We start from the raw sequence: 21793 nt of genomic DNA on the forward strand, positions 1-21793 counted from the left end.
TCAGCCGCCAGGCGACCACTTGAAAAATAATGAAGAACCGCCCGCGTCGGCGACGCGCCCGAACGAGACCCCGGCATTTCCGGCTCTGGCGCTGATTGTAAGCTCAACTCAGCCATTTGGGATATCGCCGTCACCCCATATTATTAATGATGCGCGGCCATGATTCTTTGTAGAAACCCCAAACCCGGGCAACAAGCCTCACCGCCCGCAGCAAACCATTTCTCGACGCCATGACAGACTCCATCTCCCAACCCTTGCAGCAAGTCCGCCAACGCCTGGCGGACGCGGAACACGCCGCCGGCCGTCCGGCGGGATCGGTGCGCTTGCTGGCCGTCAGCAAAACCTTCCCCGCCGCGGACATCGAGCAAGCCTATCTTGCCGGCCAGCGCGCCTTTGGTGAAAACTACGTGCAGGAATTGCAGCAGAAGGCCGAGGCGCTGGCCGGCCTGGAGATCGAATGGCACTTCATCGGCCCGATGCAATCCAATAAAACCCGAGCGGTGGCGGAATTGGCGCACTGGGCCCACTCGGTGGAGCGGCTGAAAATCGCGGAACGGCTGTCGGCGCAACGTCCGGCGGCGCTGCCGCCGCTGAACGTGTGCATTCAGGTGAACGTGTCCGGCGAGGCCAGCAAGAGCGGCTGCGCGCCGGAGCAGGCGCTGGAACTGGCGCGCGCGGTGGCGGCCTTGCCGCGTCTGACCCTGCGCGGCCTGATGTGCATCCCGGAACCCACGGAGGACACGGCGCGGCTGGCGTCTCAGTTCGCCCAGCTGCGCAGGCTGCGCGAACGCCTGATCGCCGAAGGGCTGGCGCTGGACACGCTGTCCATGGGCATGTCCTCCGACATGGCCGTCGCCGTCGCCGAAGGCGCCACCCTGGTGCGGGTGGGCACGGCCATTTTCGGCGCGCGCCATTATCATTGAATGACATCGGCTTGAAACGATAGCGGTTTCAGGCCGGTTTATAAGGAAAAAGCATGCGGATTACCTTCATAGGCGGCGGCAATATGGCCAACGCCATCATCGCCGGCCTGATCAAGCAGGCGGCGCATCGCATCCACGTGGTGGACCCGGACGCCGGCAAAGTGGAACGGCTGCGCCAGGAATACGACGTCAGCGGCGGCGCGGCGCTGCCGGACGCCTTCGGCATCGGCGACATCGTGGTGCTGGCGGTCAAGCCGCAGCATCTGCGCGACTTGTGCCTGGAGCTTGAGCCCAGGCTCAACGGCGCGCTGGTGATCTCCATCGCCGCCGGCATCCGCCTGGACGCGCTATGCCGCTGGCTGGGCAGCAAGCGCGTGGTGCGGGTGATGCCCAACACCCCGGCGATGATAGGCAAGGGCGTGTCCGGCCTGTTCGCCTCGGTGGGCGTCAGCGAAGACGACCGCCAGGACGCCAACACCGTGATGCAGGCGGCCGGCATCACCGTCTGGCTGCAAAACGAACAACGCATCGACGACGTCACCGCCGTGTCCGGCAGCGGCCCGGCCTATGTGTTCTATTTCATCGAAAGCATGATAGAAGCCGCCCAGCAAACCGGCTTTTCCGAAGCGGAAGCGCGCCGGCTGGTGCTGGCCACCTTCGAAGGCGCGGTGGAACTGGCCAAGCAAAGCCCGCTGTCCGTGGCCGCCTTGCGCACCAATGTGATGTCCAAGGGCGGCACCACCGAACGCGCCATCGCCCGCTTTGAGGCGGAAGGCGTCAAGCAGGCCATCATCGCCGGCACGCTGGACTGCCGCGACCGCTCCATCGAAATGGGCCAACAACTCAGCCAGGACTAAGCCACATCATGTTCTTCGACACTTTGCGCTTTCTGATCCACACCCTTTGCGGCCTGTTCGTGCTGGTGCTGCTGCTGCGCTTCTATCTGCAAGTGGCGCGCGCGCCGTTCAAACACCCGCTGTGCCAGTTCGTGATGGCCGCCACCAATTTCGCGGTGCTGCCGCTGCGCAAGCTGGTGCCGGCGATGCGCGGCTACGACAGCGCCACCATGTTGCTGGCCTGGCTGGTGGCGCTGCTGTCCAATGTGCTGGTCACCTTGCTCAGCTCGGTGCCGGAAGTCTTCACCTTTCCGCAGGTCTGGGTGGCGCTGTCGCTGCTGTCGCTGCTGGAAGTGTTCAAGCAATCGCTGACCCTGTTGATGGGCAGCGTCATCGTTCAGGCCGTGCTCAGCTGGGTCAGCCCCTACAACCCGCTGATGCCGGTGCTGGACGCGCTGACCCGGCCCTTCCTGCGCCCGTTCCGCAAGGCCAATATCGGCGGCGTGGACCTGTCGCCGCTGGTGCTGCTCCTGATCATCCAGGTGATCCTGATGCTGCCGGTGCGCATGCTGGAAGCAAGCTTCTTGACCCAACTCAAGGTAGTACTGTAGCAATTCAGGTTATTTGTCATATTTTTTCGCGGCCGCGCTTTGCGGCCGCTCGTTTGGCAACCGATTTGCATCACCACACCAGGAGACTTCCAATGAAAAAAGCCTTGCTCGCCGCCGCCCTGTTGAGCGCCGCCGCCGCTCCCGCCTTCGCCAATATGCAGCTGGCGCAAAAATACAGCTGTACCGCCTGTCACGCGGTGGACAAGAAGATCGTCGGCCCGGCCTATAAGGACGTGGCCAAGAAATACGCCAGCCAGAAAGGCGCGGAAGCCATGCTGATGGCCAAGATCAAGAACGGCGGCTCCGGCGTGTGGGGCCCGGTGCCGATGACCCCGCATCCGAACATCCCGGACGCGGACCTGCGCGCGCTGGCCAAGTGGGTGCTGTCGCTGAAATAAGCCATCCCTACGCTAGAAACCCGGCACGCCGCACGGCGCGCCGGCTCCCGGAAAAAGGCGGCGCATTGCCGCCTTTGAACTGTCCGGGACATTTTATGTCTTAGCCTGTTGCGCCAATACCCTTTTAACGATGCCTCAGGCTTGTTACCGGAGTGAAACAACGCTATACCGATTGTCAGCAGCAGGGAGTTAATATCACCTAAGCGCCTAAGACAGTTGCAGAAATAGCGGGGCGCCGGTAATCTTCTCCGCCTGTTGCCAACTCTATGCTGGAAGCACCTATTATGGCCAAACTAACCGAACAGGATATCCTCAACTGGACCGGCGACGATTACATGAACGCCGACCATCTTGAGTTTTTCAAAGACCGGTTGTTGCAGATGCAGCAGGAGTTGCTCTCTAACGCAAATGCGACCGCCAATCACCTGCAAGAGCAGGAAGCCACGCCGGATCCCGCTGACCGCGCCACGCTGGAAGAGGAATACGCGCTGGAACTGCGCACCCGCGACCGCGAGCGCAAGCTGCTGCAAAAGATCCAGGCCTCGCTGCGCCAGATCGAAGACGGTTCTTACGGCTTCTGCGAAGACACCGGCGAACCGATCGGCCTGCGCCGCCTGATGGCCCGCCCCACCGCCACGCTGTCGGTGGAAGCCCAGGAACGCCGCGAACGCATGAAGCGTCAGTACGCCGACTGACCGTTCCGGCTCTCGCCCGCAAAACGCCCTGGCCGCATCCGGGGCGTTTTTCATGTCCGCCTGTCCCTCGTCCAAGAAAAACAAGCAGATAAATCGGGAGCCGATAGCTTATCCCTAACGATCATCTAGTATGAATTTAGGGCATTAAAGCAGGCCGGCCGCTTGTCTAGCGTCGTGGAATCCGGTTATCTTGCTGCTATGCAAAAACTGAAATAGCAAGGAAGCCGCCTTTATGCAACGCCAGACCGACGACGTCAGAATCCGCGAAATCAAGGAATTGCTGCCGCCCATCGCCCACCTGTACGAACTGCCGATCACCGAGGCCGCCTCCGAGGTGATTTACGCCGCCCGCCGCGACATCTCCGCGCTCTTGCGCGGCGAGGACGACCGCCTGCTGGTGGTGATCGGCCCCTGCTCCATCCACGACACCGAAGCCGCCATCGAGTACGCCAAGAAGCTGGCGCCGCTGCGCGACAAGCTGTCGCAGGAGCTGGTGGTAGTGATGCGCGTCTACTTTGAAAAACCGCGCACCACCGTCGGCTGGAAAGGCCTGATCAACGATCCGCTGCTGAACGAGTCCTTCGACATCAACAGCGGCCTGCGCATCGCGCGCCGCCTGCTGCTGACCCTGAACGACATGGGCATGCCGGCCGCCACCGAATTCCTGGACATGATCACGCCGCAGTACTTCGCCGACCTGATCAGCTGGGGCGCCATCGGCGCGCGCACCACCGAAAGCCAGGTGCACCGCGAACTGGCCTCCGGCCTGTCCTGCCCGGTGGGTTTCAAGAACGGCACCGACGGCAATCTGAAGATCGCCGTGGACGCCATCCGCTCCTCCAGCGTGCCCCATCATTTCCTGTCCGTGACCAAGACCGGCCACTCCGCCATCGTCTCCACCGGCGGCAACCCGGATTGCCACGTGATCCTGCGTGGCGGCAAGGAACCCAATTACTCGGCCGAGCACGTGAGTGCCGCGGCGGCGGAACTGGTCTCCGTGGGCCTGCCGCAAAAGCTGATGGTGGATTTCAGCCACGCCAACAGCCGCAAGGACTATCGTCGTCAGATGGAAGTGGCCGACGACATCGCCGGCCAGCTGGCCGCCGGCAACGCCAATATCTTCGGCGTGATGGTGGAAAGCCACTTGGTGGAAGGCCGCCAGGACCTGAAGCCGGGCTGCGAGTTGACCTACGGCCAGAGCGTCACCGACGCCTGCATCGGCTGGGACGACACGGAAAAACTACTGACCACGCTGGCCGACGCGGTGAAGGCGCGCCGCGCGCGTCAAGACTGAGCCGGCGCCAAACCGACAGCCTCGCGGCGGAGCATGCGCTCCGCCGTTTTCATTGGCTCAGCTGCTCGCCGGCCAGGCGGCCCAGGGTGGCGATCGCCCGCGCCAGCGCCGGCGACCACGGCTGGCCGAAGTTCAGCCGCAGGCAGTGGCCGAAACGCGGCTCGGCGGAAAACACCAAGCCCGGCGCGAAACTGATGGATTCGGCCAGCGCCCGCTCCAGCAAGCGGCCCGCGTCCAGCCCTTCCGGACATTCCACCCACAGCAACAGACCGCCCTGCGGCCGCCGCAGCCGCGTGCCCTTGGGGAAGGCCGCCAGCACCGCGCCGGCCAGTTGGCCCATCTGCCGCGCCAATTGCCGCCGCAAACGCTCGGCGAAACGCGCGTAGTCGCCGTCGGCCAACACATCCGCCAACAAGCCCTGATACAAGGCCGAGCTCACCAGGCTGCTGCTATTGCTCAGCCGCGCCAGCGCCGCGTGATGGCGGCCGCCGGACAGCCAGCCCAGACGGAACGAAGGCGCGAAGCTCTTGGTGAAGGACGAGCAGTAAATCACCTCGCCGCGGCTGTCCCAGGCTTTCAGCGGCGTCGGATGCTGCTCGCCGAAGTAAAGCTCGCCGAACACATCGTCCTCGATGATGGTCAGGCCGTGACGGTAAGCCAGCTGCAACAAGCGCTTCTTGGCTTCATCCGGCATCAAGGCGCCGGTGGGATTCTGAAAATTGGTCACCGTCACCAGGCAGCGCGGCGCCGGTCCGTGGCGCAAGGCGAACTCCAGCGCCTCCAGCGACAGGCCGGCGTCCGGCGTGCACGGGATTTCAAGCGCTTTCAGTCCCAGGGCCTCCAGGGTTTGCAGCAGACCGAAGTACACCGGCGTCTCCACCGCCACGGTGTCGCCCGGCCGGGTCAGCAAGCGCAGCGACAGGCTGATCGCCTCGGTGATGCCGTGGGTGAACAGGATGGCGTCCGGCTCCAGCGCCAGCTGCCACTGCGCCGCCAGCCCGCACACCAGCCGATGCAGCCGCGCCTGCTCGCCGCGCGGCAGATAGGCGCCGATCAGCTCCGGCCGCTGGTTCAGCGTCTGTTGCAGCCGACGCGCCAGCGCCGCCGCCGGATACATGCTGCCGTGCGCTTCCGCCATGTGCAGCTGAGTGCCGATGTCCAGGCCCGACCATTCGATCAATTGCGACATGCGGCTATCCACCCGCACCAGGGTCGCGGCCGACGGCAAGCCGTCGTCCCGGGCATGCGCCTGCTGCGCGCGGCTGGGCAAGGCGGCGAAAAAGCCGGCGCGCGGCCGGGCGCTGACGCGTTGCCGGCGCTCCAGATGGCGGTAAGCCGCCAGCGCGGTCAAGACGTTGACGCCGTGCAGGGCGGCCAGGCGGCGCACCGAGGGCAGCCGGCTGCCGGGCGGGTACTCGCCGCTGTCCAGCCCGCGCTCGATGTCCGCGGCAATGCGTAGATACAGGGAATCAGTCATCGCTGTTATATAGAACAGATTGTGCGCAGCATAAACTGTTTGCGTCGGCTGTGGGAAGGCGAGGCGCGGCGCTTGCGCTAGGCTGGCCCTACTTTTCATCGCAAGAAAGCGCATCATGCCGTCCACCTTCTGGCGCGACCTGTCGCCCTCCGCCGCGCTGGCCGCGGCGCTGGCCTTATTGGTCGGCTATTCCGGCCCCTTCCTCATCATCGTCCACGCCGCCCAGTCCGCCGGCTTGTCCCCGGCCCAGCTCGGCTCCTGGATCTGGGCGGTGTCCATCGGCTCCGGCGTGGCCGGCCTCTACCTGTCCTGGCGCTGGAAAGCGCCGGTGATCACCGCCTGGAGCACCCCCGGCGCGGCCCTGCTGCTGGCTGCCCTGCCCGGCGTGCCCTACGGCGAGGCGGTGGGCGCCTTCCTGGCCGCCGCCGCCATCGTCACCCTGCTGGGCGTCAGCGGTCTGTTCGACCGGCTGATGAAGGTGTTCCCCGCCGCGCTGGCGGCGGCGATGCTGGCCGGCATCCTGTTCCGCTTCGTCGCCGAACTGGCCAGCGCCGCCGGCCACGATCCGCTGCTGGTGGTCAGCATGGCCGCGCTGTTCTTCGTCGGCCGCCGCTTCTTCCCGCGCTACGCGCTGCCGGCCGCCATCCTGCTGGGCCTGCTGCTGGCGGCGGCGCAAGGCCTGTTCCAGCCGCTGCCGGCCCACGGCGGAGGCGGCGGCGGTCCGCTGTTCACCACGCCGCAATGGTCGTGGAGCGCCTTCTTCAATCTGGCCTTGCCGCTGGCGCTGGTGGCGCTGACCGGTCAATTCCTGCCCGGCATGGCGGTGCTGGCCTCCTCCGGCTACCGCATCCCGGCCCGCTCGCCGGTGTCGCTGCTGGGCGCGGTGTCCATGCTGACCGCGCCCTTCGGCGGCCACGGCGTGGTGCTGGCGGCGATCACCGCCGCCATCTGCACCGGACCGGAAACCCACCCCGATCCCAAACGCCGCTATGTGGCCGGCGTGATCTGCGGCGCGCTCTATCTGGCGATAGGCGCGGCCGGCGGCGCGCTGGCCAGCCTGATCCTGACCCTGCCCAAGGCGCTGGTGGCCACCGCCGCCGGGCTGGCGCTGTTCGGCACCCTGGCGTCCTCCTTGAGCGCGGCGCTAAGCGACGAGGGCCGCCGCGAAGCGGCGCTGATCACCTTCGTGGTGGCGGCCTCCGGCGTCAGCATCGCCGGCCTGGGCGCGCCGCTGTGGGCCTTGCTGGCCGGCGGCGCGGTGGCCTTGATCCTGCGTCCGGCCAAGGCCCGGCAGGCCGAAGCCGCCGTCGGCCAGCGCGGCTGAACCGGCACTGGCAGCCCGGCGGCGGGCATGATAAGTTAAGGGACTGGATACAATATTCCGCGCGGCGACCGAACCGGGCGGACCCTGCCCACCCTCGAGGAAACCATGTTCGCTGCCACCGTATACGCGCAACGCCGCGCCCGTCTGCAAGCGGCCGGCCTGTCCGGCCTGCTGCTGTTTGTCGGCAATGTCGATTCGCCGATGAACTATCACGACAACACCCTGCCCTTCGTGCAGGACTCCAGCTTCCGTTATTTCTTCGGCCTGAACGAACCGGGCCTGGCCGGCCTCATCGACGCCGACAGCGGCGAAGCGACGCTGTTCGGCAACGATCCGGACGTGGCCGACATCGTCTGGACCGGCCCGCTGCCCAGCCTGGCCGAACGCGCCGCGCTGGCCGGCCTGACACACAGCCGCGGCTACGCCGAACTGGCCTCCGCGCTGAGCGCCGCGCGCGCCGCCGGCCGCGCCGTCCATTACCTGGCGCCGTACCGCGGCGAGACCCTGATTGAAATGGGCCGCTTGCTGGACGTTCATCCGGCCAAGGTCAAGGACGGCTTCTCCGCGCCGCTGACCCATGCCGTGGTGGCGCTGCGCGAAATCAAGGGCGATGAAGAAATCGCCGAAATGGAAGCGGCGCTGGCGGTGACCCGCGACATGCACGTCGCCGCGATGCGCCACGCCAAACCCGGCGTGATGGAATACGAGGTGGTGGGCGAGATGGAAGGCATCATGCGCCGCCGCGACTGGCAGCTGGCCTATCCGTCCATCTTCTCCCGCCGCGGCGAAGTGCTGCACAACCATCACCACGACAACCGCCTGGAAAGCGGCGACCTGGCGCTGAACGACACCGGCTGTACCTCCGGCGGCGGCTACGCCAGCGACATCACCCGCACCTTCCCGGTGGGCGGCAAGTTCAGCCCGCGCCAGCGCGAACTGTACAATATCGTGCTGGACATGCAGCTGGCCGCCATCGAGGCGATGAAGCCGGGCGTGCGCTATCTGGACGTGCACAAGCTGTCCGCGCGGCTGATGGTGGAAAGAATGAGCGCGCTGGGCTTCTTCCAGGGCGACGCCAACGATATCGTTGAATCCGGCGCCTACGCCATCGCCTTCCCGCACGGCCTTGGCCATCAAATCGGCATGGACGTGCACGATATGGAAGGCCTGGGCGAAGACCTGGTGGGTTACGGCGAGGACACCGAGCGCAGCCCGCTGTTCGGCCTGGGCTACCTGCGTCTGGGCAAGCCGCTGAAACAAGGCATGGTGGTGACGGTGGAGCCCGGCATGTACTTCATCCCGGCGCTGATCGAAGCCTGGGCCGCCGAAGGCCGCCACAGCCAGTACATCGACTACGACAAATTCCGCGAATACCAGGACTTCGGCGGCATCCGCATCGAAGACAATGTGCTGGTCACCGCCGACGGCAGCCGCGTGCTGGGCGCGCCGATTCCCAAGACGGTGGAAGAAGTCGAAGCCGCGATGGCCGGTTGAAACCCGCCGCTCCCGCCTTCCAGCCGCCCATGGGCGGCTTTTTCACGCCCGGTCGCCTGCGCTCGCCCCCGCGTCGCATTCTGACCAGCCCCCACCGCGGGCCGATGCTAGTGTCGGTCTTTCCTTGCGTCAGCATCGGGAGACCCCTACATGGCTGCATTACCGGAAACCGGGGCGACAGACCGCCTCAACCGCACGGTGTTCCTCGGTTCGTCCAGCTGCATTCTGGCGCTGGCGCTGTGGGCGATGCTGGACGCCGACGCCGCCGCCCGCGTCATGGCCCAGGTGCTGGGCTGGATCACCGAAGGCTTTGGCTGGTACTACTTCCTGGCCGCCACGCTCTATGTCTTGTTCGTCCTGGTCATCGCCTGTTCCCGCTTTGGCAGCATCAAGCTGGGACCGGCCCATTCGCGGCCGGAATACAGCCTGTTCACCTGGGGCGCGATGCTGTTCGCCGCCGGCATCGGCATCGACCTGATGTTTTTCTCGGTGGCCGAACCGGTCACCCACCTGCTGGCTCCGCCCGAGGGCGCGCCCGGCACCCACGCCGCCGCGCGCCAGGCCATGTCCTGGACCCTGTTCCACTACGGCATCACCGGTTGGTCGATGTACGCGTTGATGGGCATGGCCTTGGGCTATTTCAGCTATCGCCATCAATTGCCGCTCAGCATCCGCTCGGCCCTCTATCCCATCTTCGGCCGCCGCATCCACGGCGCGCTCGGCCACGGCGTCGACATCGCCGCCGTGCTCGGCACCATCTTCGGCATCGCCACCTCGCTGGGCATAGGCGTGGTGCAGCTCAACTACGGCCTGCGCTTCATGTTCGACATTCCGGAAGGCGTGCTGGCGCAGGCCTTGCTGATCCTGCTGTCGGTGGCGATGGCCACCCTGTCCGTGGTCTCCGGCGTGGACAAGGGCATCCGCCGGCTATCCGAGCTGAACGTACTGCTGGCCATCCTGCTGATTCTGTTCGTGCTGTTCAGCGGCAATACCGTGTTCCTGCTCAACGGCCTGGTGCTGAACGTGGGCGACTACCTGAACGGCTTCGCCGGCATGACCCTGAACACCTTCGCCTTCCAGCGCCCGGTGGACTGGCTGAACGCCTGGACCCTGTTCTTCTGGGCCTGGTGGGTGGCCTGGGCGCCCTTCGTCGGCCTGTTCCTGGCGCGCATCTCGCGCGGCCGCACCCTGCGCCAATTCATCATCGGCACCCTGGTCATCCCCTTCGTGTTCACCTTGATCTGGATTTCCATCTTCGGCAACAGCGCGCTGGACCTGGTGCTGGCTGGCAACCAGAGCTTCGGCAAGACCGCGATGGAAACGCCGGAACGGGCGTTCTATTCGCTGCTGGCGCAATACCCGTGGACCGGTTTCAGCGCCCTGCTCGCCACCGTCACCGGTCTGCTGTTCTACGTCACCTCGGCCGACTCCGGCGCGCTGGTGCTGGGCAACTTCACCTCCATCCTCAAGGACCCGGCCAGCGACGCGCCCAAGTGGCTGCGCATTTTCTGGTCGCTGGCCATCGGCATCCTGACGCTGTCCATGCTGATGGTGGGCGGCGTGCCCACGCTGCAGAACGCCACCATCATCATGGGCTTGCCCTTCTCTTTCGTGATGTTCTTCATTATGGCCGGCTTGTACAAGGCGCTGCGGCGCGAAGGCATGCGCGAAGACAGCCGCCAGGCCAGCCTGGCCGGCTCGCTGTCCGGCCGCACCTACGCCCACTCCGATCCGCGGCTGAACTGGCAGCAGCGGCTGAGCCGGGCGATGAGCTATCCGGACGCGGACCAGACCCGGACCATGCTGGAACACAGCTGTCTCCCGGCCTTGCGCGAGGTTTGCGCCGCGCTGCGCCAGCGCGGCGCCAAGGCGCGGCTGGAACAGGAAACAGACCCGCAGACCGGCCTGCCGCGGCTGGGCCTGCTCATCGCCGGCGACGGCGACGCCGCCTTCCGCTACCGCATCCAGGCCGCCATGGCGGCCACGCCCTCCTTCGCCATCCGCGCCGCGCCCGGCCATTACTGCCGATTGGAAGTGCACTTGCAGGACGGCAGCCAGGGCTACAGCCTGTGGGGCTACCACAAGGAACAGATCATCGCCGACATCCTGGACCAGTACGAACGGCATCTGCACTACCTCCACCTCAGCCGGCAAGCGCAGTCCGCCGCCTCATAGGCTTCCGCGCCGCCGGGCTGGACGCCGCCGCCGCGGCGTCGCACCATGCGCTATTCAATCCGGCATGATGGGAAGCGCGATGGAAACCGTGGAATGCGTGGTGATAGGCGCCGGCGTGATCGGCCTGGCCGTGGCGCGGCAGCTGGCGATGGCCGGCCGCGAAGTCCTCATCGTCGAAGCGGAAAGCGCCATCGGCCAGCATGCGTCCAGCCGCAACAGCGAAGTGATCCACGCCGGGCTCTACTATCCGCCCGGCAGCCTGAAAGCGCGGCTCTGCGTGGCCGGCCGCCGGCAGCTGTACGACTACTGCGCCCAGCGCGCGATTGCCCACCGGCGCTGCGGCAAGCTCGTCGTCGCCGCAAACGAGGCCGAACTGCCGCGGCTGCAAGCCTTGCAACAGCGCGCCGCCGCCAACGGCGTCGATGATCTGCGCTGGCTGGACGCGGAACAGCTTCAGGCGCTGGAGCCGGCCTTGCAGGCCCGCGCCGCGCTGTTGTCGCCGTCCACCGGCATAATAGACAGCCACGGCCTGATGCTGGCCCTGCTGGCCGACGCCGAGGCCCACGGCGCGACGTTGGCCTTGAACTCCCCGCTGCAAGACGGCCGCGTGTGCGGCGACGGTTTGGAGCTGAACATCGCCGGCATGCGGCTACGCGCAGGGCTGACGGTCAACGCCGCCGGCGCGTGGGCGCCGCGGGCGGCGGCCAGCATTGCCGGCGTTCCACGTGAAACCATTCCCACGCCCTATTACGCGCGCGGCGTCTATTTCGCGCTGCAAGGCCGCTCGCCGTTCCAGCGCCTGATCTACCCGCTGCCCGAAGCCGGCGGCCTGGGCACGCATCTGACGCTGGACCTGGCCGGCCAGGCGCGCTTCGGCCCGGACCTGGAATGGGTGGACGCCATCGACTACCAAGTGGACCCGGCGCGCGCGGAGCGCTTCTACGCCGGCGTCCGCCGCTGGTGGCCGACGCTGCCGGAACAGGCGCTGGCGCCGGCCTACGCCGGCATCCGCCCCAAGATCGCCGGACCCGGCGCGCCGGACGCGGACTTTCTGATCCAGGGCCCGGCGCAGCACGGCGTGCCCGGCCTGCTCCAACTCTACGGCATCGAATCCCCCGGCCTCACCGCCAGCCTGGCGCTGGCCGAATATGCGGCGGCGACGCTGACGGCATAGCGCCGGGACGAGTTGTCCGCTTACAATCGAACCGTCCCAACCCGCCGCCTCGCAGTCTATGCTCATTCTGAATCAACGCCAGCAGGAATTGCTGGCCATGGTCAAACGCGACAGCTACGTCAGCGTGGAAAAGCTGGCCGAACATTTTTCCGTCACCCGGCAGACCATACGCCGCGACATCGCGCTGCTGGCCGAGCATCAGTTGCTGCAACGCTATCACGGCGGCGCCAGCGTGCTGTCCAGCGTGGAGAACGTCGCCTACCAGGCGCGGCAGGTGCTGTGCATAGACGAAAAGCGCCGCATCGCCGAATGCCTGGCCCGCCACATCCCGGACAACGCTTCGCTGTTCATCAATCTGGGCACCACCACCGAGGAAGTGGCCAAGGCGCTGCACCAGCACCGCGGCCTGCGGGTGATCACCAATAATCTGCACGTGGCGGACACCATGTGCGACTACCCGGACTGCGAAGTCATCGTGCTGGGCGGCATGCTGCGCAAACGCGACCGCGGCATCACCGGCGAGGCCACGGTGCAGCTGATCCGCCAGTTCCGCGTCGATTACGGCATCATCGGCATTTCCAGCATCGAGCTGGACGGCACGCTGCGCGATTACGACTACCGCGAGGTGCGCAGCGCCGAGGCCATCATCCAGCAATCCCGCCATGTCTTCCTGGCCGCCGACCACAGCAAGTTCGACCGCCCGGCGCTGGTGGAGCTGGGCCATCTGTCGCAGATCGACGCGCTGTTCACCGACCAGCCGCCGCCGCCCGCCGTCGTCGAGCTGATGCGGGAGGCGGATACCCAATTGTACGTGGCGGACTGAGCCGGCCTCGGAGCCCGCTCAAGGTCCGTCCGCCTTGCGCCGCGTCTCAGGGCTGCTGCCGCGTCGCCGCCAGCACGATCTCGCGAATGCACACATTCTGCGGCTGCTGATAGGCGTAGACGATGGCGCTGGCCACGTCTTCCGCCGCCAACACGCCGCCCATCTCCTGTTTCCAGGCTTCGTAACCGGCCTTGATCGCCTCGCTGCTGGTATGCGACAGCAACTCGGTGTCCACCGCGCCCGGCGCTATCGTCACCACCCGCACGCCGTGGTCCGCCACTTCCTCGCGCAGATTCTCAGACATCGCGTGCACCGCGAACTTGGTGCCGCAATAGGCCACGTGGTTGGGAAAGGTCTTGCGCCCGGCCACCGAGCTGATATTGATCACCGTGCCGCGCTTGCGCTCCACCATGCCGCCCAGCACCGCGTGGATGCCGTTGAGCAGGCCGTGCACATTGACGTCGAACATGGTTTTCCACTCCTCCGGCGCCTGCTCGGCCATCTGTCCCAGCAACATCACGCCGGCGTTGTTGACGATGGCGTCCACCGGCCCGAAGCGGCCCTCCGCCTCCGCCACCGCGGCGGCCAGCTGGGCGCGGTCGGTCACGTCCACCGCACGGCACAAGGTATTGGGCAAGGCCAGCGCTTCCAGCCGCTCCACCCGACGCGCCAATAGCAAGAGCGGATGGCCTTGTTGCGACAACAAACGGGCGGTGGCGGCGCCGATGCCGGAGCTGGCGCCGGTGATGACAATGAGAGCCTTACTCATGGAACTTCTCCTTTAGCAATAGAAATAACTGATATCAAATCCTTGAGCAGCACTATAATTCGCTGACGATTCCACGAAAAATTGTTTATTCCACTTGCTGCCATCGGTTTAATTTATGGATATTCGCTCGCTCAAAGCCTTCATCGCCGTATTCGAAGAGCGCAACATCACCCAGGCCTCGGCGCGTCTCTACCTGAGCCAGCCTGCGCTGTCCGCCACCATCCGGCAACTGGAAGAACAGCTGGGGGCCGCGCTGTTCCAGCGTCAGCCGCGCGGGGTGGAAGTAACCGACGCCGCCCGGCTGCTGTACCCGGCGGCGCGGCGGCTGGTGGAAGAAGCCGACAGCCTGACACAGCTGTTTCGCGGCCGGCAGGACTGCCTGCCGCTGACGCTGGGAGTGGCGGCGGACCTGGGCCAGGCCGACGTGGCGCGCGTGTTGGCGGCGGCCTACCGCGCGGTGGACGGCTTGCTGCTGGAACTGGCTGCGGGCTGCGCCGGCGACGCGCGGCTGGACGAGGAGGCCAATCGTTGCGAGGACGAGCTGTTCCTGCCGCTGTGGGAAGAGGATTATGTGCTGGCGATGCACGCCGACGCGCCGCTGGCGGGACAGCCGCTGCTGCGGCCGGGACAACTGCTGGGCCAGGACCTGATCGCCTGCCCGGACCATCCGTCGCACCAGCGCTTCGCCAGCCTGTTGGGCGAGGCGGCGCGGGAACTGGCGGTGGCGGCGCGCTGCGCCACCCTGCAACAGGCGGCGACGCTGGCCGCGGCCGGCGCCGGCGTCGCCTTCGTTCCGCAGGGGCTGGCCCTGGACCAGTCCGGCCTGTGGAGCTGCCGGCTGGATCAGGCGGCGCTCAGCCGCCGCGTCGGCCTGTGCTACGCGCCGGACGCTTTGGCCAAGCCGGCGCTGGCCCGTTTGAAACAAGGCCTGGCCGGCGGCTGAGGAGCTGTTTTAACAGCGGCTGACAAAACTCAGTTTTACGGCTGAGGCAAGACGCGCCGACGTAGGCAGTGCCTTGAGTACGGCAAGCCGGCGCAGCACGGCATCAGCGGTTTTGTCAGCCGCGCTTGGTCTTAGAACCTGTTCAAAGTCTCGCGAGCTAGAGCGAGACAAGGCGAAAACAGCCGAGAAAGCGGAATGTACGTGTGGTACATGAGCATTCTGAATGCCGTTTTCAACGCCGTATCGCCGACGCGCAGCAGGCTTTGAACAGGTTTTTAGAACCTGTTTACGATCTCGCGAGCTAGAGCGAGACAAGGCGAAAACGGCTGAGAAAGCGGAATGTACACGTGGTACATGAGCATTTCGAAGCCGCACTCACCGTGTCACGTCTCACGACGCGCAGCAGATCGTAAACAGGTTCTTACTGCACCGCGGCGAAAGCCTTGGCCACATAAGGCGCATTGGCGCGGGTCAAGCCGGCCACGCACATGCGGCCGGTGCCCACCAGATAGACGCCGAAACGCTCGCGCAGGGCGTCCACCTGGGCCTGGCTGAAGCCGGTGTAGCTGAACATGCCACGCTGATGGACCAGATAGGCGAAGTCCTGCTCCGGCAGCGCCTGCTTCAGCACTTCCACCAGAATGCCGCGCATCTCCAGGATGCGGCCGCGCATCTCGTTCACCTCGGACACCCACAGCGCTTTCAGCTCGGCGTCGCCCAGCACGGTGGCGATCAAGCGCGCGCCGGTGGTGGGCGGATTGGAGTAGTTGCGGCGCACCGTGGCCTTGAGCTGGCCCAACACCAGCTCCGCCTCGGCCTGGTTCGGGCATACCACCGACAGGCCGCCGCAGCGCTCGCCGTACAGCGAGAAGATCTTGGAGAAGGAGTTGCTGACCAGGAAGGACACGCCGGCGTCGGCCATCGCGCGGATGGCGTAGGCGTCCTCTTCCAAGCCGGCGCCGAAACCCTGGTAGGCGATGTCCATGAAGGGAATCAGCTGCTTGCGCTTGGCCAGCGCCACCACCTGATCCCACTGCGCATTGTCAAGATCCGAGCCGGTGGGGTTGTGGCAACACGGATGCAGCAGCAGGATGCTGCCGGCGGGCAGGGTTTCCAGCGTGTCCAGCATCGCCGCGAAGTCCACGCCGCGGGTTTGCGGATCGAAATAGGGGTAGCGATTGACCGCGATGCCGGCACCTTCGAAGATGGCCACGTGGTTGTCCCAGGTCGGATCGCTGACCCACACCTGGGCGTCGGGGAAATAGCGCTTGAGGAAGTCCGCGCCCACTTTCAGCGCGCCGGAGCCGCCCAGGGTCTGGATGGTGGCGACGCGGCCGGCGGCCAGCGCCGGGTGTCCCTCGCCGAACAACAGCTCCTGCACCGCCTTGCGGTAGGCCGGCAGGCCGTCCATCGGCAGATAAGTGCAAGGCTGGGCCGGCTGGGCCGCCAGCTTGGCCTCAGCCTGCTGCACCGCGTTCAGGCGCGGAATGCGGCCCTGCTCGTCGTAATACAGGCCGATGCTGAGGTTGACCTTGTCGCCGCGCGCATCCTTGCCGAAGGCGTCGACCAGCGACAGGATGGGATCGCCGGCGTAGGCGTCGACGTGCTGAAACATGTGTTTCTCCTTGAGTAGTGTGGTATCGCCTCGTGCAGCCGTTTAGAACGGCTAACAAACCCCTGATGCTGCGTTGGACCGACTTGCCGTACTCAACGGCGCGCCATGCCTCAGGCGTGAAACCCATGTTTGTTAGCCGCTCTTAGAACGTGTTTACGATCTAGCGAGCTCAGGCGAGACCAGGCGAAAACCGCTGGGAAAGCGGAATGTACGAGTGGTACATGAGCATTTCGAGACGGTACTCGCCGTGCCACGTCTCACGACGCTCAGCAGATCGTAAACAGCTTCTTGCGCCGCCCTCTGACGGGGCGGTAAAGATAGAGTATTGTGCCAGACGGATTCAGGACCCGGACGCCAGATCGTCGCGCTTCAGCGCCAGCATCATCGCCGCAATCCACGGCAGGATCAGCCAGCCGCCCAGCACATTCAGCGCCGCCACCAGCTTCAGCCGCGGGCTGCCCACCAAGGCGGCGGTCAAGGTCGGCACCAGATAAGCGCCGCCCAAGGCCAGCGCATTGCCCAGATACATCGCCCATTGCTGCCACTGCGGCTCGCCGCTATAAGCGCCGTAAGCCCACAAGGCCAGCGCCGCCGCCAGCACCGTGAAGAACAGCTTGCGCGCCATCGTCAAAATCTTCATATCTTCCTAATCCGTTCTCGCCGCGACGGCGCCATCAGCCGCCGCCACAATGAAATGCCAAGCTTAATCAGGCTTGCGCCAATATGGCAAAAGCAATTGCATAAATCAGACAGTTTGCGCCACATTTTTACCAAACAGCGCAAGATTGATATGCATCAGGCAAGCATGGGATTCCCATTTCAACTAATGCGAACCATCTGCCTACAATCCACTTGCCCTCACCGCCAAACCGCCGCACGCTTAGCGCGCGGCCACCATGAGCCGTCTCGCACCGCGACTGACTGCTCAGAACCAGTTTACGATCTGCTGCGCGTCGTGAGACGTCACACGGTGAGTACCGCTTCGAAATGCTCATGTACCGTTTGTACACTGCGCTTTCTCAGCCGTTTTCGCCTTGTCTCGCCTTAGCTCGCTAGATCGTAAACACGCTCTCAGAGAAGAGGAATGCATCATGACGCCGCGCCCTACCCTGCTTGCCCTGGCCACCGCCCTTGCGCTGGCCGCCCCGCTTGCCGACGCCTGCTCATCGCTGATCGTCGGCAAACAGGCCTCCGCCGATGGCTCCATCATCATCGCCCGCAACGAAGATTATTACATCAATAACTGGAACAAGCGCCTGGTGCTGCATCCGGCGCGCGCGGCGGCCAAGGATGAGACGCTGAGCTTCAAGAACGGCCTGAAAGTGCCGGCGCCGGCACAGTTCTACCGCTATAGCGGCCTGATGGACTGGAACGGCGACAGCGCCGGCGGCGACGGTCTGTACGAGGAACGCGGCGTCAATGAATTCAATGTGGCGGTATCCGCCACCAATAGCGCGGAGATCAACGCCCGCGCCAAGAAAGCGGACCCGCTGCTGGACAGCGGCGTGGTGGAGGCGGTGATCCCCTCGCTGATCCTGCCGCAGGCCAAGACCGCGCGCGAAGGCGTGGAACTGCTGGGCCGCTATCTGAGCCAATACGGCGCCGGCGAAGGCAATGGCGTGCTGATCGCCGATCCGAACGAAGCCTGGTATATGGAAATCGGCTCCGGCCACCACTGGCTGGCCTATCGCGTGCCGCAGGACAGCTATTTGATGGTGGCCAACGGCCTGCGCCTGCACGACATCGACCTCGCCGACCGCGCCAATGTGATCGCCAGCCCCGGCCTGGCCGAGTTCACCGCCAAACACCAGCTGCTGGCCAAGATGGACGCCAAGCGCTTCAACTTCGCCCAGGCCTTCGGCGTCACCGGCGACAAATACAATGTGGACCGCGAATGGCTGGGCCAGCATCTGCTGAACCCGGCGCTGCGCCAGGCCACGCGGCAGACGCAATACCCGCTGACGCTGAAGCCGGAGCACAAGATCGCGGTGGCCGACGTGGCCAAGGTGCTGCGCGCCACCTTCCACGGCACCGCGCTGGCCAAACAGAAGGACGCGGACCGGCCGATGGGCGTGGACCGCACCATAGAAACCCACGTCATCCAGCTGCGCGCCGGCCTGCCCAAGGAACTGGCGGCGCTGACCTGGCAATCCTTCGGCAGCCCGGCCGGCGCGGTGCTGGTGCCGATGTATGAAAACGCGATGAAGGACATCCCCGTGCCGCTGCGCGCCGGCGCGGCCAATTACGAGAGCGGCTCCGCCTACTGGGCCTTCCGCGCCAACGCCACGCTGGCCCAGACCAAGCCGGACAAATATCTGCCGGTGCTGGCGCAATGGCAGGCGCGGCTGGAGCGGCAGTTCCAAAGCCAGCAGCCGGCAGTGGACGCCATGCTGACCAGCCTCTACGCCAGTCAGCCGCAAACCGCGGTAGGCTTTGCCAGCCAGTGGAGCGGCGGCAATATGCTGAGCGCGGTGCAATCGGCGCGCGACGTGCACGCCGGCCTGCTGACCGACCTGACCAAGGCCAGCGAGAAGAAATACAGCCCGGAGGAGCTGGAAAAAATCAAAAACCTATAAGAACGTGTTTACGATCTCGCGAGCTAAGGCGAAACAAGGCGGAAACGAGCGAAACAGCGGAATGTACAGGTGGGACATGAGCATTTTGAGCGGGTACTCACCGTGCAACGCTTCACGCCACGCAGCAGATCGTAAACAGGTTCTAAGCGGCTAGCAGCCAGGAGCGGCGCGGGCAAACCCGGCCGCTCCCGCCAGTCCGGGCGTGTTATCTTTGATGGCATCCCCCTCGCCCGGCTGGCTGCGCCATGAACCTCCACATCGACACCGATCCCGCGCGGCTGGACCGCGAACGCGTCTACCGCTACCTGTCGGAGCAATCCTACTGGGCGCGCCAACTGCCGCGCGACATCTTCGAGCGCTCGCTCGACCATTCGCTGTGCTTCGGCGCCTACGCCGCCGACGGCGAGCAGATAGGCTTCGCTCGCGTGATCACCGACTACGCCACCTTCGCCTATCTGGCCGACGTGTTCGTGGTCGAAGCCTGGCGCGGCCAAGGCGTGTCCAAGCAATTGATGGCGGCGATCGACAGCCATCCCGGCCTGCAGAACCTGCGCCGCATGCTGCTGGCCACCGCCGACGCTCACGGCCTGTACGCGCAGTTCGGCTTCAGCCCGCTGTCCCGGCCGGAATGGATGATGGAAAAAAGAGACGCCGACATCTACCAGCGGCTGGCCGCGAATCCCGGAAGCGCGGCATGAGCGTGCGCAAACAGTTCTGGGTCGACCCCTACCAGACCGAGCTGCACACCACGGTGGCGCACGTGGACGGCTCGCGGGTCTGGCTGGACGCCACCCTCTTCTACGCCTTCTCCGGCGGCCAGGAAAGCGACAGCGGAAGCATAGGCGGCCGTCCGGTGCTGCGCGCGGAAAAACAGGACCAGGACATCGCCTACACCCTGGCGGACGATCACGGCCTTGGCGCCGGCGACGCGGTGACGGTGGCGATAGACTGGCCGCGCCGCTACCGGCTGATGCGGCTGCACTTCGCCGCGGAGCTGGTGCTGGAAACCATTTGCCGCGAGCTGCCCGACGCGGCAAAGATAGGCGCCCACATCGCGGAGGACAAGGCGCGCATCGATTTTGCGCTGGCCCGGCCCATCACCCCGCTATTGCCCGCCATCGCCGCCAAAGTGCAGGCGCTGATAGACGCCGATCTCGCCATCGTCAGCGCCTATTCCGACGAAGCAAACCAGCGCCGCTACTGGGAACTGCCCGGCCTCTACCGCGTACCCTGCGGCGGCACCCATTTGCGCCGCAGCGGCGAAGTGGGCGAACTGAAGCTCAAACGCAAGAACGTGGGCCAGGGCAAAGAGAGGGTGGAGATCACGCTGGCGCGGCCATAAGAGCCTGTTCAATGTCTGCTGCGCTACGTGAGTAGCGGCGCGATGAGTACACCTTCGAAATGCTCATGTAGCACGTGTACATTCCGCTTTCTCAGCCGTTTTCGCCTTGTCTCGCTCTTGCCCGCGAGACTTTGAACAGGCTTTAAGAAAAACCCGCGCGGGCATGCCCGGCGCGGGTGGTTTCACGTGAAACGGCAATCTGCAAACGCTCAGGCAGGCTGCTTCGGCCAGTCCACCTCGGCCAACTGCGGCCACGCGATCTGCTGCGGCAGGCGCGACAACTCGACACAGTAACGCTTCCACGCCGTCAACAAGCCCTGCTCCTGCGTCGTCGCCAGCCCCAGTTCCTGCGCATCCTCCAAAGGCCGGCGCTGAGCATAGGCAATCGCCAAACGCTGCTGCAACTCCTGCTGCGCCTGCGCCGTTAGCGCCACACGCTGCGCATCGGCGTCTACTTTCCAGGCTTTCTTGTTCCACACCGCGAAAGGCGGCGGTTCCAGCTCGGTGGCCTGCAAGCTGTCCGGCGTGTCGCCGATTTGCGCCGTCACCGGCTGCGCGCTGGCCTTGCTCCACAGCTTGAGCGCGCGAAAATCCACCACCAGCAGCCAGCCGCCGTCGCGGTAGACCGCCGCTTGCTTGTCCCCCGCCTGCGGCGGTTGCTGCTCGGTGGCATTGGCCGGAATCAACCAAGTTTCCTCAACATCCAGCGGCGATAGATCCGCCGTAGTGGTGCCCAGATACTCGCCGGATTCCGGATGGTAGGCGTAGACGGTTTTCTGTTTGCGTTCTTGCATGGCGGTTTCCTTAGTATTTGATGCAGGCGAGAAGGGCTACGTTGCGGGGACGGGTTTCAACGCCAATGCCACTGTTTGCGCCCGTTACGAGTGTCATTTGATCAGATGACAACATCTCTCTGCCGTATGCCCAGGCGCCACCGCCCGAGCCAGGAGTAAGCGCCAATGCACCTCCATCGTTTGGGCGTATGATTGTGTGGACATGAGGCCCGACAGTCCCGGCCTGCGCACTCCCCAGCGCACGGCCCGGATCAACACGGCGCCCATCATCCCACCCTCGCACAAACTCCCCACGCAAATCAGGCAGATTGAACGTCGTCGAGCCATCTCCGGCACCATAAGAGGTTCCAATCACGGCAAACAAACCGGGGTAAGTGCTGCGGCTGACCGGAGAACCATCGCATTTCAGCCAACCAGGCGGCGTATAAGGCATCGCGAAATGCCCTACCAGGCCCGGCGCGCCGGACATGGTCAGCAGATTGGTGATAGGGCCGTCCTCGCACTGGGTCAGATCCACGTAAAAACCACGC

Annotated in this window: 21 protein-coding genes; 15 read left to right on the forward strand and 6 right to left on the reverse strand. The window is 65.3% G+C overall.

Annotation, left to right across the window (positions count from 1 at the left end; translation table 11 throughout):
* Positions 1-230 precede the first annotated feature (230 nt).
* The 6 genes from NK214_RS16110 (at position 231) to aroG (ending at position 4757) form a co-directional block, all read left to right on the forward strand.
* On the forward strand, positions 231-923 hold the full coding sequence (locus NK214_RS16110; RefSeq protein WP_227105727.1) for a YggS family pyridoxal phosphate-dependent enzyme: 693 nt from the start codon (positions 231-233) through the stop codon (positions 921-923).
* A 53-nt stretch (positions 924-976) separates the two neighbouring features.
* Complete coding sequence (gene proC / locus NK214_RS16115; protein WP_107801224.1) at positions 977-1780, forward strand: pyrroline-5-carboxylate reductase; 804 nt, start codon at positions 977-979, stop codon at positions 1778-1780.
* 8 nt (positions 1781-1788) lie between these two features.
* Entirely contained in the window at positions 1789-2370 is a 582-nt protein-coding gene (locus tag NK214_RS16120; RefSeq protein WP_107801225.1) for a YggT family protein, read from the forward strand.
* Between the two features lie 92 nt (positions 2371-2462).
* Positions 2463-2768 carry a c-type cytochrome gene (locus NK214_RS16125; protein WP_107801226.1) on the forward strand — a complete coding sequence of 102 codons (306 nt, stop codon included), beginning with the start codon at positions 2463-2465 and terminating at the stop codon, positions 2766-2768.
* Positions 2769-3052: 284 nt separating this feature from the next.
* Complete coding sequence (dksA, locus tag NK214_RS16130) at positions 3053-3463, forward strand: RNA polymerase-binding protein DksA (RefSeq protein WP_019102526.1); 411 nt, start codon at positions 3053-3055, stop codon at positions 3461-3463.
* A 232-nt stretch (positions 3464-3695) separates the two neighbouring features.
* Entirely contained in the window at positions 3696-4757 is a 1062-nt protein-coding gene (gene aroG / locus NK214_RS16135; RefSeq protein ID WP_235085726.1) for a 3-deoxy-7-phosphoheptulonate synthase AroG, read from the forward strand.
* Positions 4758-4806: 49 nt separating this feature from the next.
* On the opposite strand, the gene NK214_RS16140 is transcribed toward aroG, so the two are convergent.
* Positions 4807-6234, reverse strand: a complete 1428-nt coding sequence (locus tag NK214_RS16140; RefSeq protein WP_253314983.1) for a PLP-dependent aminotransferase family protein — start codon at positions 6232-6234, stop codon at positions 4807-4809.
* Between the two features lie 115 nt (positions 6235-6349).
* Here NK214_RS16140 and NK214_RS16145 point away from each other — a divergent pair, with 115 nt between their 5' ends.
* The 5 genes from NK214_RS16145 (at position 6350) to NK214_RS16165 (ending at position 13224) form a co-directional block, all read left to right on the forward strand.
* Positions 6350-7558 (forward strand): benzoate/H(+) symporter BenE family transporter, encoded by a 1209-nt coding sequence (locus NK214_RS16145; RefSeq protein WP_253314984.1) that lies wholly within the window; start codon positions 6350-6352, stop codon positions 7556-7558.
* 105 nt (positions 7559-7663) lie between these two features.
* Positions 7664-9052 (forward strand): aminopeptidase P family protein, encoded by a 1389-nt coding sequence (locus tag NK214_RS16150; protein ID WP_253314985.1) that lies wholly within the window; start codon positions 7664-7666, stop codon positions 9050-9052.
* A 150-nt stretch (positions 9053-9202) separates the two neighbouring features.
* On the forward strand, positions 9203-11227 hold the full coding sequence (gene betT / locus NK214_RS16155; protein ID WP_235085715.1) for a choline BCCT transporter BetT: 2025 nt from the start codon (positions 9203-9205) through the stop codon (positions 11225-11227).
* 79 nt (positions 11228-11306) lie between these two features.
* On the forward strand, positions 11307-12401 hold the full coding sequence (locus NK214_RS16160; protein WP_253314986.1) for an NAD(P)/FAD-dependent oxidoreductase: 1095 nt from the start codon (positions 11307-11309) through the stop codon (positions 12399-12401).
* A 58-nt stretch (positions 12402-12459) separates the two neighbouring features.
* The gene (locus NK214_RS16165; RefSeq protein WP_107801233.1) at positions 12460-13224 is read left to right on the forward strand and encodes a DeoR/GlpR family DNA-binding transcription regulator; all 765 of its coding nucleotides are present in this window, start codon (positions 12460-12462) and stop codon (positions 13222-13224) included.
* Positions 13225-13270: 46 nt separating this feature from the next.
* Here NK214_RS16165 and NK214_RS16170 read toward each other — a convergent pair whose 3' ends face one another.
* Entirely contained in the window at positions 13271-13993 is a 723-nt protein-coding gene (locus NK214_RS16170) for an SDR family oxidoreductase (RefSeq protein ID WP_107801234.1), read from the reverse strand.
* Between the two features lie 115 nt (positions 13994-14108).
* Between NK214_RS16170 and NK214_RS16175 the strand changes: the two genes are divergently transcribed.
* Entirely contained in the window at positions 14109-14936 is an 828-nt protein-coding gene (locus NK214_RS16175; protein WP_253314987.1) for a LysR family transcriptional regulator, read from the forward strand.
* A gap of 421 nt (positions 14937-15357) precedes the next feature.
* Here the strand turns inward: NK214_RS16175 and NK214_RS16180 are convergent, their stop codons facing one another.
* Together NK214_RS16180 and NK214_RS16185 are read right to left on the reverse strand one after the other, a co-directional pair.
* The gene (locus NK214_RS16180) at positions 15358-16551 is read right to left on the reverse strand and encodes an amino acid aminotransferase (protein ID WP_253314988.1); all 1194 of its coding nucleotides are present in this window, start codon (positions 16549-16551) and stop codon (positions 15358-15360) included.
* Between the two features lie 340 nt (positions 16552-16891).
* Positions 16892-17191 (reverse strand): superinfection immunity protein, encoded by a 300-nt coding sequence (locus tag NK214_RS16185; protein ID WP_107801237.1) that lies wholly within the window; start codon positions 17189-17191, stop codon positions 16892-16894.
* Positions 17192-17642: 451 nt separating this feature from the next.
* Here NK214_RS16185 and NK214_RS16190 point away from each other — a divergent pair, with 451 nt between their 5' ends.
* The 3 genes from NK214_RS16190 (at position 17643) to NK214_RS16200 (ending at position 20469) form a co-directional block, all read left to right on the forward strand.
* Entirely contained in the window at positions 17643-19127 is a 1485-nt protein-coding gene (locus NK214_RS16190) for a C69 family dipeptidase (RefSeq protein ID WP_253314989.1), read from the forward strand.
* Positions 19128-19372: 245 nt separating this feature from the next.
* Complete coding sequence (locus NK214_RS16195) at positions 19373-19825, forward strand: GNAT family N-acetyltransferase (protein WP_253314990.1); 453 nt, start codon at positions 19373-19375, stop codon at positions 19823-19825.
* Positions 19822-20469, forward strand: a complete 648-nt coding sequence (locus NK214_RS16200; protein WP_253314991.1) for an alanyl-tRNA editing protein — start codon at positions 19822-19824, stop codon at positions 20467-20469. Before NK214_RS16195 ends, NK214_RS16200 begins: the two co-directional genes overlap by 4 nt.
* A gap of 209 nt (positions 20470-20678) precedes the next feature.
* On the opposite strand, the gene NK214_RS16205 is transcribed toward NK214_RS16200, so the two are convergent.
* Entirely contained in the window at positions 20679-21263 is a 585-nt protein-coding gene (locus tag NK214_RS16205; protein WP_253314992.1) for a tail fiber assembly protein, read from the reverse strand.
* A gap of 10 nt (positions 21264-21273) precedes the next feature.
* A partial coding sequence (locus NK214_RS16210) for a phage tail protein (protein ID WP_305883559.1) occupies positions 21274-21793 on the reverse strand: 520 nt, incomplete at its 5' end.

Source organism: Chromobacterium sp. S0633, from assembly GCF_024158805.1.
Classification (GTDB): domain Bacteria; phylum Pseudomonadota; class Gammaproteobacteria; order Burkholderiales; family Chromobacteriaceae; genus Chromobacterium.

Bases quoted from the DNA above. Each gene is read 5' to 3' on its own strand.
- NK214_RS16110 (WP_227105727.1), top strand. From the start codon at position 231: ATGACAGACTCCATCTCCCAACCCTTGCAGCAAGTCCGCCAACGCCTG.
- proC (WP_107801224.1), top strand. From the start codon at position 977: ATGCGGATTACCTTCATAGGCGGCGGCAATATGGCCAACGCCATCATC.
- NK214_RS16120 (WP_107801225.1), top strand. From the start codon at position 1,789: ATGTTCTTCGACACTTTGCGCTTTCTGATCCACACCCTTTGCGGCCTG.
- NK214_RS16125 (WP_107801226.1), top strand. From the start codon at position 2,463: ATGAAAAAAGCCTTGCTCGCCGCCGCCCTGTTGAGCGCCGCCGCCGCT.
- dksA (WP_019102526.1), top strand. From the start codon at position 3,053: ATGGCCAAACTAACCGAACAGGATATCCTCAACTGGACCGGCGACGAT.
- aroG (WP_235085726.1), top strand. From the start codon at position 3,696: ATGCAACGCCAGACCGACGACGTCAGAATCCGCGAAATCAAGGAATTG.
- NK214_RS16140 (WP_253314983.1), bottom strand. From the start codon at position 6,234: ATGACTGATTCCCTGTATCTACGCATTGCCGCGGACATCGAGCGCGGG.
- NK214_RS16145 (WP_253314984.1), top strand. From the start codon at position 6,350: ATGCCGTCCACCTTCTGGCGCGACCTGTCGCCCTCCGCCGCGCTGGCC.
- NK214_RS16150 (WP_253314985.1), top strand. From the start codon at position 7,664: ATGTTCGCTGCCACCGTATACGCGCAACGCCGCGCCCGTCTGCAAGCG.
- betT (WP_235085715.1), top strand. From the start codon at position 9,203: ATGGCTGCATTACCGGAAACCGGGGCGACAGACCGCCTCAACCGCACG.
- NK214_RS16160 (WP_253314986.1), top strand. From the start codon at position 11,307: ATGGAAACCGTGGAATGCGTGGTGATAGGCGCCGGCGTGATCGGCCTG.
- NK214_RS16165 (WP_107801233.1), top strand. From the start codon at position 12,460: ATGCTCATTCTGAATCAACGCCAGCAGGAATTGCTGGCCATGGTCAAA.
- NK214_RS16170 (WP_107801234.1), bottom strand. From the start codon at position 13,993: ATGAGTAAGGCTCTCATTGTCATCACCGGCGCCAGCTCCGGCATCGGC.
- NK214_RS16175 (WP_253314987.1), top strand. From the start codon at position 14,109: ATGGATATTCGCTCGCTCAAAGCCTTCATCGCCGTATTCGAAGAGCGC.
- NK214_RS16180 (WP_253314988.1), bottom strand. From the start codon at position 16,551: ATGTTTCAGCACGTCGACGCCTACGCCGGCGATCCCATCCTGTCGCTG.
- NK214_RS16185 (WP_107801237.1), bottom strand. From the start codon at position 17,191: ATGAAGATTTTGACGATGGCGCGCAAGCTGTTCTTCACGGTGCTGGCG.
- NK214_RS16190 (WP_253314989.1), top strand. From the start codon at position 17,643: ATGACGCCGCGCCCTACCCTGCTTGCCCTGGCCACCGCCCTTGCGCTG.
- NK214_RS16195 (WP_253314990.1), top strand. From the start codon at position 19,373: ATGAACCTCCACATCGACACCGATCCCGCGCGGCTGGACCGCGAACGC.
- NK214_RS16200 (WP_253314991.1), top strand. From the start codon at position 19,822: ATGAGCGTGCGCAAACAGTTCTGGGTCGACCCCTACCAGACCGAGCTG.
- NK214_RS16205 (WP_253314992.1), bottom strand. From the start codon at position 21,263: ATGCAAGAACGCAAACAGAAAACCGTCTACGCCTACCATCCGGAATCC.